This is a genomic window from uncultured Anaerovibrio sp., from assembly GCA_902786545.1.
Classification (GTDB): Bacteria; Bacillota; Negativicutes; order Selenomonadales; family Selenomonadaceae; genus Anaerovibrio.
On the sequence record CADACU010000012.1, the window covers coordinates 41,511 to 54,335 of the forward strand.

Consider the following 12,825-nt stretch of genomic DNA (forward strand, 5'->3'; position numbering starts at 1 on the left):
ACGGCATGATAGCTGTGAACAAAATAAACATAAGGATTTTCCGACAAGTTGTCAAACAGCGGCAATGACGGCTGACTAAATTCCACTGAATTCCATCCCATATGAGGAATTTTCAGTCCCGGTGCCACAATGCGTTTTACCATACCCTTAAAAATCCCCAGGCCCTCAGCCTCCGGGGACTCTTCACTTCCCTCAAATAGAATTTGCAGTCCCACGCAAATCCCAAGCAGAGGAACTCCGGCCTTTATTCGTTCCAGCACCGTATCCATAAGTCCTGAGGCCATAAAATTCCCCATACAGGCCCCGAACTCCCCCACGCCAGGCAGAACCAGCTTGTCAGCCTGTTTTATGTCATTTATATCACTGGTGAGCTTCACATCATCAGCAAATCTGGCAAAAGCCTTTTCCACGCTGAAAAGATTGCCCACCCCATAATCAATAATTGCAATCACACACAATTCCTCCTGCCAGTGGTTCTTCTACCAATCTTTATCATCGGGTTATTTCGTCAAACCCTTGAACCGTAAACGAACCTTCCGCCGGCACACAAAGCACATTAAGAGAAACAAGCCGGATATTCCCTTCATAAAATACATCCTCCGGATTGTTAAAATAATTGTTGGGATTAAACAACGGCGGATTATGTTGGAAAATCCGATATTTATGGGATAAGAGCCAGTCAAAAAGCTCGCTCTTTTTATCCTCCCGATCTGCCTCCACATAAATCACCGGACGAAACGCATTTATTGTCGCCTCGCCCCCCTTTAATACCTGTAATTCCATCCCTTCAACATCAATTTTGAGAAAATCACAACGGGATAGCTTCAGCGAGTCCAGGGTAATAACCTCCACCGACTCACCCTCGCTGGTATTTTCCAACGACATTCCTCCCCAATTATTTATCTTCTCAGTATCCAGGATAGGCACCTTAACCTGCCCCGGTGCATCTGCCACACATTTCTGTTCGCAATGCACATTGGTGAGATTATTGATTGCCATATTTCCGGCCAAAATCTGAAACACCAAACGCTGCGGCTCAAAGGCCCAAACCGAACCGTCTTTGCCGGCCAACTGAGCCAAATGAATCGTGTGGGACCCAATATTGGCTCCTACTTCCACTACACAAGCCCCTGGTTTAACAATCATATCAAAAATGTCAGCTTCTCCCTGGCTGAATTCACCGTACAGTTTCAAGGATTTACCCACATATTTGTCCAAAGTATTGTAAATAATTTTTCCGTAACGGAAGTCATGCACTAAATTCATAAATTATCCTTATCTGTATCATAAAACGCCTTTAGTGGAAGGCACGCCATCTACACGGGGATCTCTTTCCACAGCCTGCCGCAGAGCATGTCCCAAAGCCTTGAATATAGCCTCCACCTTATGATGGGAATTAGTACCATAAAGCACCTTTACATGCAAAGTAATCCCAGCATTAAAGGCCAAGGCCCGCAAAAATTCCTCGGTAAGCTCTGTATCATAGTCACCTATCATCGGAGCCATCGGACCACCGGCATCGTACACCAGATATGCCCGACCACTTATATCCAAGGAAACCATCACCAGCGACTCGTCCATTGGCAAAAAGAAGGTACCATAGCGGTTTATGCCCCGCTTGTCGCCCAGAGCCTGCTTTAACGCTTCACCAAAGGCAATGCCGATATCCTCCACAGAATGATGGCCGTCAACTTCGATATCGCCACTGCAGCCTACCACCAAATCCAATCGACCGTGGCTGGCCAAAAGATTAAGCATATGGTCAAAGAAGCCAATACCGGTGTCGATATCCGATACACCCTGACCATCCAGATTAACCGTCAAATCAATAGCTGTTTCCCGTGTTTCACGAATAACCTTCCCTGTACGCATTTTAATCCTGCTCCTCCACAAATGCCTTTACGGCTTTAAACACAGCATCATTTTCCTCCCGGTTGCCCATGGAAATCCGCAGACAGTTTTCCAGCAACGGTGCCTTGCCAAAGCTGCGGATGCCAATTCCCCGCTCCACCAAATACTCATTGAGCTTCTGTGCCTTGTCATACTTCAAAAAAATGAAATTGGTATTGGACGGAAAAACCTTAAAGCCGGCCAAGGTGCCATACTGCCCTTCCATCCGCTTGCGCTCAGCTATTACCATCTGAATACGGGGAACAAATTCATCCCGCATCTGAAACACCGTATCTGCGGTCACCAGAGTCAGCACATCCATATGATATGGCATAAATGACTTGGAAACCATATTGCAGATAGCAGCAGAAGCCAACATATACCCGCAGCGGCAGGCCGCCAATCCATAGGCTTTGGAAAAGGTTCTGGCAACAATCATATTTGGATATTTCTTCAACAGTCCCACCGCCGACTTGCCATGAAACTCAATATAGGCCTCATCAACCAAAAAGGCACAGTTGGTATGACTGGCGATATATTCAATATCCTCAATGGACATCACATTGCCGGTCGGATTATTTGGATTACAGATAACACACAGGGATGCCTTGTTGTCGTTCACTGTTTCCACATATTTCTTCACATCCAGGCTGTAATCTTCCGTGGATAAATCAACGGGCACTCCCTCAGCCTCAGCCGCTTTGGCATAAATGTGATACATGGAAAAAGATGGCTGCGGAAAGACAATCTTCCGACCCCGGCCACCAAAGCAGTAAAACAGCTTCTCGATGATTTCACTGGAACCATTTCCAATTATTACATTTTCTACACCCAAACCAAAATTCCTGCCAATACCTTCCATCAACAGCTCCAAGTCCTCGTTGGGATAACGGTTAAAGGCCACCCGTGACAGACGGCTCATCACCCGGTCTTCCACCAACGGCGGCAGGTTCAAACCGCTTTCATTGGCATTTACCTTAATGTACCAATCCCGCTCTACCACATCGTAAGAGGGCATATCTGCCAGTTTGTTTCTATACTTAAGTTTTCCCATATTTTCCTCCTGCTATGTCACCAATTATTTCTTCCGCAACCGAATGGCATTGGCATGGGCTTGCAAACCTTCCGCCTCCGCCAGCCGGATAATATCATCACTGACCTTGTCAAGTTCTGCCTGAGTATACGAAATCAAACTGGTGCGTTTCATAAAGGTTTCCACATTCAGCACCGAATAATACCGGGCTGTGCCACCGGTAGGCAGCACATGGTTTGGCCCGGCAAAATAATCTCCCAACGGCTCCGGGGAATAGGCCCCCAAAAATACTGCTCCGGCGTGACGCACATACGGTAACAGCTGGAATGGCTGCTCAGTCAATATTTCCATATGCTCCGGCGCGGATACATTGGCCAGCTCAATGGCCTGCAGGATATCTTCTGCCACAATAATAAGTCCATTTTTATCCAGGGACGCCCGGGCAATCTCCTGCCGTGGCAATTCACTAAGCTGCTTTTCCGCCTCAGCCGCTACTTTTTGGGCCAATTCAGCACTATCGGTAATAACAATGCTGGAGGCTAAAGTATCATGCTCGGCCTGGCTCAGCATGTCAGCAGCAGTATACACCGGATCAGCTGTTTTATCCGCCACGATTAAAATTTCACTAGGCCCGGCCAGCATATCGATATCGCAGTGGCCATAAACAGCTTTTTTCGCCAAAGTAACAAAAATATTGCCGGGTCCGGTAATCTTGTCTACCCGTGGAATAGTTTCCGTACCAAAGGCCATAGCAGCAATCGCCTGTGCCCCGCCAATCTTAAATATTTGGGAGACTCCGGCCTCTTTGGCAGCTATCAATACATACGGATTGATTTTACCATTCTTGGGCGGAACCATCATAATGATTTCCTTTACTCCGGCCACAGCCGCTGGAACAGCGTTCATTATTACCGAAGAAGGATATGCTGCTGTACCGCCCGGTACATATATGCCAACCCTATCCAAAGGAATGACTGACTGGCCCAAAATGGACCCCTGTCCCCGATATGTCATCCAGGAATTGGGCTTTTGCTCCTGATGATACTGCCGTACATTGGCAGCGGCCTTTTTGAGTGATTCAACGATTTCCTTATCAGCCTCTTTATAGGCCGCCTCGTATTCTGCTTCAGTTACCAAAAATTCCGCCGGTGTAAATTCCGTCCGGTCAATCAGCTTGGTATATTTGATAACCGCCCTGTCCCCTTCGCAACGCACTTCGTTAACAATCATTTCCACGATTTCTGCCGCGGTCATATCCTTGCCAAACAACTTCTTATTTGCTTCCCGTATTTTCGGATTAAGCTCTACCTGATCAAAGGCAGGTTTAACAAGCATTTTTTCTACCTGAGCAAGCCCTGTATCTTTAACATTTATTATCTGCATCGTATTTCCTCCACATTACGCCGTCATTTCCATTATTTTCCGCAAGTCCTCAGTGAGCTGATGAATACGGTCAAATTTCAGCTTGAAGCTGACCCGGTTACAGATAAGCCGGGCTGTGGCCTCCATAATAAAGGCAATTTCCTCCAAATTGTTTTCCCGCAGCGTAGTACCGGTTTCCACAATATCCACAATACTTTCCGACAATCCAACAATAGGTCCCAGCTCAATGGAACCATTTAATTTGATGTATTCCATCTGCATTCCCTTGCTGTTGAAAAATTTCTCCGCAATATGAGGGAACTTGGTAGCCACCCGGGTGTTGGCATAATCTGACAACTTTTCCCGCTTTTTATTTTTATCTACTGCCATCATCAAGTGACATTTGCCAAAGCCCAGATCCAGCAGTTCATATACATCCTTGCCGGACTCCAGTAATACATCCTTGCCAATCACCCCAATATCGGCTGCCCCGTACTCCACATAGGTAGGTACATCTGCCGTCTTGCTGATGATGAATTTTATCTTCTTCTCTTCGTTGGTGATTACCAGCTTACGGGATTTTTCACTTAAATCCTCCGCCGTATAACCGATTTTTCCCAACAAGTCGGCCGATAGGCCAAATAGCTTTCCCTTGGGCAGGGCAATGGTCAAATATTCCATATCCTTTGAAGTCATAGCCAATCCCCCAGACAATTCTTTATCTCATTAAAGTATTAACACGATAATATACTAACACAGTTATCCTTTACCGTCAATGAAGATTTCAACGCAATTGTTCAAATTTTCCCTATACATTCAGCCAGCAAAGCCTGCACCTGGTACACATCTGCATCCGCGCTGAAGGTTTTTACCAACGGGGTTTTGTCCATATCCGCAATCCAAATTCTCAGCTCCGCATCCAGGTCAAAATAACCGGTGGATTCCACCTCAAAATGGCGGATACTCTTATATGGTATGGAATGATAAATCACTTTTTTCCCGGTGGCTCCCTGGATATCCACACAAATAAGCCGATAATCAGTAAAAATCAATAAATCCCTTATCCACTGATAAGCCTGAACAACCGCCTCATTAGGCCCCAGCAGCTTGCCGTACTCTTTTTTTACCTTCTCAACATCCGTTCCCGAAGCATTCCCCATCAATCCGCTAATAATCCCCATACTCGTTTGCCCCCTTGTATCTTGTAAATCATCTTATATTTTTATAGTTTTACTATTCACTTATGAGGACAGTGATATGCTTGTCACCGAACAAATTGCCAGTTATAACCGATGCATTAAGATTATGATTACCAAAGCCCTGTTTAGCCCGTTCTAAGTCGCCATTGGCATAGCAATAACGGCAACCCCGAATATAGCTATCATACCGACCAATATCAAAGCTTTCCACCCAGCTACATAGTGTCCGCTGGATCTTGGCCTTGCCAACACTAAACATTTTACCTATTATGCACTACACAGTCCATAACACAATATATTCCACAAAAAATGCCCGTAAGAATATACGTTTTACCTGGTTTCGGTTGAATGGATTGACCACATATACATAGCCAGCCTTTAATCTCTGCCAAAACAAAGCAAAATAAACTACTGGTATATCCGTCCGCCTGCTTGCACTAATTGTCATTTTATATCACCACTTAGCTACATAACCCCAGCATTATAATTTATACCATCAATAACCTTTCTGATTCCTGCCCAAATTGATAAATCAGTAAAAATGTCTGCCACGCTGCCCTGGTCAGTAAAAGGTGACTCCTGAAGCACAGAAAGGTCAGTCATCATGCCGTTATGAACAATGTATTCCACGATTTGGTTCACGAAATAAATCTGTCTGCTATCAAGATTAGTATCATCCAAAAACTCTGCAAAGGCTTCCTTGGCGGCATTCATATCCAAGCCCACAATTTCACGCACTAATTCGCCAAGAGGCTTGTGACCATATTCCCGCTCGTAATCCTCTTGGGAACCAACTTCACTCCATAAAATCTTTTCCAGTGATTCTATATCCAACCGTGTCAATGGCTGATTCGTCCTGAGCTTTGCAATAACGGCGTTATCCAGATGCTGGCGAATATAAAACTCAGCTTTGGCCTTATAGTTTTTCAAATCGTCATTTTCCAGCTCAGATTCATTCCATTCGTAGCTCAATATATCATCCGTAAAATCCGTATCATAGCGCACCTGGTTACGGGGTATGTACTTCATAAGATTTCTAAGATTTTCCCTGATATGCTCAAACTCATCAATTTCCGCCTGCTCCACATAATCTGTGTGCAAAATGGTGTTTATAAGCTCCTTTTGAGCAACAATCTCCGGAATATTGGCAACAGACGCAATTCCTTTAACCTTTTTCATAAGGTCTGTTTTAAGTTTTCCATACTTCTCTCCAGCAAGCTGTGCCAATTCCAAGCCATAAATCAATGCATCAAAACGCACTGCTGTAGCCTCATCATTATCCGGCAACACCAATGGTGCCAGTTCTTCCCGCACCAACAATGTATCTTCATAGGATATAGCATTGTAATTTTCAGCCTTTGAATATAGATCAACATACTTTATATGCTGTCTTACAGCAAAATTATTTCGGTTTAGTTCCTTAACTTTCCCAACCATGGCATCAACCAACGATTTACGGAACTCCATCAGCCTATCCGTCTGATATTTTATATCCTGCAACTTATAAACAATTTGGAACATCAAATTGAAGATAGCCCCCTGCAAAGCCATCCTGGTTACAGCCTTTTTTCCTTCTCCCATACGGAAAAATTCAAAATTGCCGCAAAAATCGAATATATAAAACTTACTCTTATCTTCTCCATCAATAAGTCCCGGACAGCATCTAGTACCACGGCCAATCATCTGCCAAAACTTGGCCTTACTCATAACCTTCTTGAAGAAGACCAAATTCAAAACTTCCGGCACATCGATTCCAGTGTCCAGCATATCAACGGATATAGCAATTTGCGGCATTTTCTTGCTGTCAGAAAATTCATCAATAGCACTCTGACTATATGTCATGTAATTATCAATGACCTTGGCAAAGGCCTGTCCATTATTATTCTTGGCAAGATGTGGATATTCCTTATTGAATACTTCTAAAATCTTCTCCGCATGCTTATGATTTTTGGCAAAAATAATCGTCTTGCCTATCATCTCACCATAATTTACTTTCAAGCTGTCCTTCATAACGATATCAAGCACCTGACGAATGGTGTCCTCATTAAACAGCCACGTATTAATAGCAGAAGAGCTGATTTTCTCAGGAAGATTTCCGTCCTCATCCTCAAAAGTATCCTCATACTCTTCCTTTTCTTCATCCGACAGTTCATCATAGCTAATTCCCTGCTCAATAAACTTTAGGACTGTTTCCACAGACATATAATCCACTAAATAGCCATCTTTTACTGCCTGTGCCAAGTCATATCCATAAGTAGGCACACCATTTTCCAGCTCAAAAATTGAATAGGTATTTTTATCAATATCCTCTTTTGGCGTAGCGGTCAAACCAACAAGACAAGCATCAAAATAATTGAAAATATCCTTGTATTTGTTATAAATGGACCGATGGGCTTCATCACATATAACCAAATCAAAATGACCGCTGGTGAACAGTTTTCCCGTATCATCTTTTATCACATCAATACAGTTCATCATGGTCTGATAGGTGGAAAATACGCAATGAGCCGTATAATTATCTTTATCTTCACATAAATTAGTGCACGACAAATCCGGCAGCAAATTCACAAAGCTGCGCTTTGCCTGCGTAACCAAAGAATTGCGATCTGCCAAAAACAATATATTTTTTATCCAGCCGGCATCCAATAAAACTTTACAAAGAGCAATCACTGTTCTGGTTTTACCAGAGCCTGTGGCCATAACCAGCAGTGCCTTACGACGATTTTTTCGTTCAAAACTGTCGCATACAGACTTTACTGCACCTTCTTGATAATATCTTCCCGCAATGTCTTTATCCACATAGACATTTTTTAGACTAGTGCGCATCTCCTGTAGGTTAAACCACTTTTTCAAATCCTGCTTTGAGTATATTTCTGCCACCTTGCGCTCTGGATACTGATTATCTATTATCCTGGTATCAAACCCATTTGTAAGGAATACCACCGGTCTTCTGCCATACTGCTTCTCCAAGATATCTGCATACAGCTTGGCTTGCTGACGTCCCTTTGCTACATCTGCACAAGTCCGCTTGGCTTCCACTACAGCCAAAGGTCGATGGGCTTCATCGTACAACACATAATCTGCCAGCCCAACCTCCGATTTATTTGGCATACCAGGGAGCTCTACCTCGTTAATCCAGTCCTTGCCTTCTGTCCACCCGGCAGCAATAAGCATAGTATCTATATAAATTTTCCGTGTTTTATACTCCGACAGATCCAGTGGCTTTTCAACATAAGTCGGCTGCTTTTCTGCCCGGCGGAATGATAATTCTTCCTTCAGGGCAGCATTTTCCTGGCGAAGCTTCTCTATATCCACATCCTTTTGGGCAGAATTCTTTATTTCCCGTTCCAGCTCTGCCTTAACATCCTGACTCTGCTGGCGGGACTCTTTAATCTTTTTTACTCTCTCATCTATCAAGCCGGCATTAAAATTCTGTTCCTCGTAATGCTCCGAGTAGCAATAGGCGATATAATCCAAAAAAATAAACAGATTTTCCAGGCATAACATGGCCTCATCCCGGCCAAGCTTTTTGCTTCCATGGGCCACATTATTACCACAACGACGGATGAAATCCATCCGCTTCCATAAATCTTGGCCAACAATCTGCCTATATTCTTCAGCATTCATCAAGCTTTGTAGATTATTCTGATATGGCATATCCAGCTCTTTATCCACCGAATACATCCATTTTACAGCAAACTCCATCGCCCTACGGCTATTGATAATACTTGCCTCAGGATCCAGCAATATTATCTTTTCTGCTGAAATGGCCACATCAGAAAAGCTGTTAAATTGTGGGTCTTGCTTTAGATAATCAAAATTAGTGTACATTTTACTCTATCTCCTAATAATGAACTATAATAGCAAACCATTTTGTATTAATTATCCCCACCACTTAGCCAGAGAAAATTAAAAAGCTCTCTAAATAGTCTCAATCGTTACCAATCTTTTTAGAGAGCAAAATATCACAAATGATGAGTCTTCTATTTCCGTAAGTTTATTGTTTCCACTTCTGGCAAATCAATATTATTTTCCAGCAAAATAGCCTCACAATATTTGCCCAATTCTGGGATATCAACCAATATCGCTTCCCAAGTAACATCAATATCCATATTAGTGTAGTTATGGGTCAAATGGTCCCGCATTCCCGCAATTTCTCGCCACAATATTTTGGGGTTGTTCTCCTTAAACTCAACCGATAGTTTTTTTACCAATTCGCCAATTTGTGCAATAGGCATAGCTAAGGCATTTTGCATGAAAAAATTATTTTCAAAATCCGCTTTATCTAAATTAAAAAATTTTTTTGTAGTCTCAATTTGATTACAATAGCGAACAACATGCTGAAGTATTTGCCCGTCTTTATTGGATATTGCCATATATTTTTATCTCATCTTTCTTTAGATTTTCAATAAACGAACTAGAGAGTGGTCCTCGTGGTAAACAAGTCAGCAAATCTACTTCTCGCCCCAGAGCATCATTCAAATCCAAATGCAGTCCGCTAACTCCTAATAAGCTTTTCAGTTTTTGACTATCTCCCTTATCAACTCTTATATCAATATCACTATTCTCTGTAGCTTCTCCCCTGGCATAAGAACCAAACAGAAAAGCCTCCCTAACATCATAATTTTTCAAAATAGGAGCAATTCGTCTTTGTATCTCGTTTATTGTAAACATACTCACAGCCCCTTTCAAACGGTCATTTATCCTAGTAAAAGTATATCATTCTTAAAAATACAAGGTCAATGATAAGTTCCTATCGATTTTGCTGACCTCCGCAAAATCGTAAATTCTACTAAAATCAGCCAAATATTCCGCGTTGGTAATAAAGTTGGTAATAAAAATTGGTGATAAAAACACTGGGTTTTAACTCAAAATCGTTAAAACCCTATGTCATTAAAAATTTTGTTTTTCTTCCATGCTGGTGTCTCCCTCCAAGATATCAGCATCAACCAACCATAATTTTATATCGGTTTAAACACTGCTAACTCAGCCAAAATACTACTGCATAAGGCTATCAAAGATGCACATGAAACGATGGGTCTATATTATTTATTTTATCTTTCAATACATCTTTTAATATAAATTTCACAATGTCGTCCCCTTTAATTTCAATAGTTTCTTTATATGTATTAAAGGACAAATCGAAAGATATATTTTTGAGTTTTAGCAAATCTATTCCATCTTTTGCATAATGAATAAATATAGGTTCATCAAAATTTTCTTCAATATGTTTTGTTGACATTCCTTGTCCATGTTTTTTTATTACAGAATTTATTGTTTCATTCAATAACGCTATAGCTTCATTTTTCTCATTATATAGCATGATTTCATGAGCATAACCACGAATTTTTATTTCTACTGATGTGTCGTGATAATTATTTTTTAGCCAATCAGAGTCTATCCCTATTTTAAAATTACTAACATGTGGACTAAACATTGTCATATTTATATTAATATCCCTTATATATCCTTCCCAATCTTCATCAGTAGGTTGTCTTAATTCATACAAAAGAATGCCATTTGCTTCTGCATACGCTTTAGCTCCTTTTTGGTATCCTGTTTTCGTAACAAATATTCCTTTAGGATGGTTAGGTAGATCATCAATGACCCCCTTAAATGTCAACAACTTATCTTGAGATACTCTACTATTATAGTCTTTTGCTTGAACTATTGTTGCATATGTAGAAATTCCATCGGAAAACTCCCAATATACATCAATTTGATGAGTAGTACTTTTTCCTTGAAGCGTTATATCATGCTGTACAGTTATATTCTTTACAAATTTTTGGTCTAGTATCGATTGAAAAACCTTCTGCACCACTAGTTCGTATTCTTTGCCTGTGTTTTTCATATATAACTATTTCTCCTTTAATCTGTAAATATAACTTTGGGCGGAGTTCTGGTTTTAGCTTTTTACACAGTAAATTTGGATATATATTATCCTAAATATTTTTGCATTAAACTATCAAATAATGTTTGCGTTTCATCAAGTGCTTTTTGAACGACAACTTTTGGGAGAGGTTGTTATGCTGTTGCACGCTGTAAGCGTAACAAGAGCATTATAAACCTCCCCCTCGAGGCTGTCCCAAGAAGCCGCATTGTAACCGCTGGCTGATTGGCGGACAGCTACCGGTATTTGTCGACTTACCCGAAATACTCTTGCATTAAGCTATCAAATAATTTTTGTGTTTCATCCAGTGCTTTTTGAACTGCAACTTTTGATTTGTTGATTTGAACTATAAAGTCAGCAAAATCTTTTTGCAACTCTAACGGTGGTAACATGATCTTCATTTTATTATACTTCCCAACATTGAAATGCTGTTGTGCCGCTCCGCCAGTTCCTTCTTTAATCTGATTTTTTCCATGAGGCATATTGGTAAAAGCACATACATAATGTGAATTCACTCTTGAAAAATCAGGGTGAGCAATTATTATATCAATGGCATTACATCCATCATATTCTTTAGGTACAACGCAAGAGACTCCTGGAGTTCCTGATCTAACAATAAGAATATCATTCTCCTTAAGAATTGACTTAGAATTCTTTTTATGCCCTTCTTCGGAAAAATATACCCAATCTAAATCCTTAATATATCCTTCAGCAATATTTAGTGAACGAAATGCTTTTATACCATTTATTTCGTCCGTATAATACTGGGCTGGTTTTATAACAACTCCCACCTGCACATCTGCTATATCTTCTATATTTTTCAATTGCCATTTTTTTGAATTTTTTTCATCACCAAACATCTCGACAAATCGGGCTTTGATAAGTGTATCAAAATAACCTAACTCCTTTTTACGCTTTTCAATGCTTGATGATAGTTTATCAAGAATAGTTACAATCTGTTTCTGCCTTGTAATATCAGGGTATTGAATCTGAATCTCTTTTAACCACTTGAAATGGCGATTGTATCCTGTGTCAGGAATTTTTGCATTTTTTAAGGCGTAATATAAATACTTATAATTAGCACCATCTTTTTTTGATTTTAGAAGTTTTACCCCATCTGCTCCCAAAAAGAATGGCCTGTCAACATATTTTATAATTCGTGTATGGTCGCCAAATATAAGTGCTGGAACATCAGTATATAAGCCATCAGCATTATTTGTATAGCCAGCGATGCTATTGTTTCCCTGATCTATGATGATATTTTTTCCAAATTCTAGGTACTCATCTTTAGGAATTTTAGTACCATCGCTGGTACAATCAACAAAAATATCCGAAAATTTTTCCATCTCATTCCCCTACAAATCTCAATTTACTATTAAAATATCATGCTTATAATTGTGTTCAGTTAAGTGCAAGCACTATAAAAATGTCTGCCAAAACTGGTGATTTCA

At 40.9% G+C, this 12,825-nt stretch carries 13 protein-coding genes and 1 pseudogene (1 of these 14 cut by a window edge); all 14 read right to left on the reverse strand.

Translation table 11 applies throughout. The annotated features are described in order from the left end of the window. Positions 1-452: pseudogene (gene hisH, locus QZV24_RS03880) on the reverse strand (imidazole glycerol phosphate synthase subunit HisH) (it extends 116 nt beyond the left edge of the window). 40 nt (positions 453-492) lie between these two features. Beyond that, complete coding sequence (locus QZV24_RS03885; RefSeq protein WP_294520387.1) at positions 493-1,266, reverse strand: FkbM family methyltransferase; 774 nt, start codon at positions 1,264-1,266, stop codon at positions 493-495. An 18-nt stretch (positions 1,267-1,284) separates the two neighbouring features. Beyond that, a complete protein-coding gene (hisB, locus tag QZV24_RS03890; protein WP_290656498.1) occupies positions 1,285-1,872 on the reverse strand; it encodes an imidazoleglycerol-phosphate dehydratase HisB in 588 nt (195 codons plus the stop codon). Between the two features lies 1 nt (position 1,873). Further along, on the reverse strand, positions 1,874-2,944 hold the full coding sequence (gene hisC, locus QZV24_RS03895) for a histidinol-phosphate transaminase (RefSeq protein WP_290656497.1): 1,071 nt from the start codon (positions 2,942-2,944) through the stop codon (positions 1,874-1,876). Positions 2,945-2,968: 24 nt separating this feature from the next. Continuing rightward, positions 2,969-4,306 (reverse strand): histidinol dehydrogenase, encoded by a 1,338-nt coding sequence (gene hisD / locus QZV24_RS03900; protein WP_294520392.1) that lies wholly within the window; start codon positions 4,304-4,306, stop codon positions 2,969-2,971. Between the two features lie 15 nt (positions 4,307-4,321). After that, positions 4,322-4,981, reverse strand: coding sequence for an ATP phosphoribosyltransferase (hisG, locus tag QZV24_RS03905; protein WP_294520395.1), 660 nt, complete (start codon positions 4,979-4,981; stop codon positions 4,322-4,324). Between the two features lie 101 nt (positions 4,982-5,082). Then, on the reverse strand, positions 5,083-5,466 hold the full coding sequence (locus QZV24_RS03910) for a PH domain-containing protein (protein WP_294520398.1): 384 nt from the start codon (positions 5,464-5,466) through the stop codon (positions 5,083-5,085). A gap of 52 nt (positions 5,467-5,518) precedes the next feature. Next, positions 5,519-5,743 (reverse strand): DUF1848 family protein, encoded by a 225-nt coding sequence (locus QZV24_RS03915; protein WP_290656492.1) that lies wholly within the window; start codon positions 5,741-5,743, stop codon positions 5,519-5,521. Between the two features lie 15 nt (positions 5,744-5,758). Beyond that, a complete protein-coding gene (locus QZV24_RS10575) occupies positions 5,759-5,932 on the reverse strand; it encodes a DUF1848 family protein (protein WP_363137863.1) in 174 nt (57 codons plus the stop codon). 17 nt (positions 5,933-5,949) lie between these two features. Continuing rightward, positions 5,950-9,315 carry a DEAD/DEAH box helicase family protein gene (locus QZV24_RS03920; protein ID WP_294520402.1) on the reverse strand — a complete coding sequence of 1,122 codons (3,366 nt, stop codon included), beginning with the start codon at positions 9,313-9,315 and terminating at the stop codon, positions 5,950-5,952. Positions 9,316-9,467: 152 nt separating this feature from the next. Beyond that, positions 9,468-9,860, reverse strand: a complete 393-nt coding sequence (locus QZV24_RS03925) for a DUF86 domain-containing protein (protein ID WP_294520405.1) — start codon at positions 9,858-9,860, stop codon at positions 9,468-9,470. Next, the gene (locus QZV24_RS03930; protein ID WP_294520408.1) at positions 9,844-10,158 is read right to left on the reverse strand and encodes a nucleotidyltransferase family protein; all 315 of its coding nucleotides are present in this window, start codon (positions 10,156-10,158) and stop codon (positions 9,844-9,846) included. Before QZV24_RS03930 ends, QZV24_RS03925 begins: the two co-directional genes overlap by 17 nt. Positions 10,159-10,498: 340 nt before the next feature. After that, positions 10,499-11,335 carry a restriction endonuclease gene (locus QZV24_RS03935; RefSeq protein WP_294520411.1) on the reverse strand — a complete coding sequence of 279 codons (837 nt, stop codon included), beginning with the start codon at positions 11,333-11,335 and terminating at the stop codon, positions 10,499-10,501. Positions 11,336-11,628: 293 nt separating this feature from the next. Continuing rightward, entirely contained in the window at positions 11,629-12,720 is a 1,092-nt protein-coding gene (locus QZV24_RS03940; RefSeq protein WP_294520414.1) for a restriction endonuclease subunit S, read from the reverse strand. Positions 12,721-12,825 lie beyond the last annotated feature (105 nt).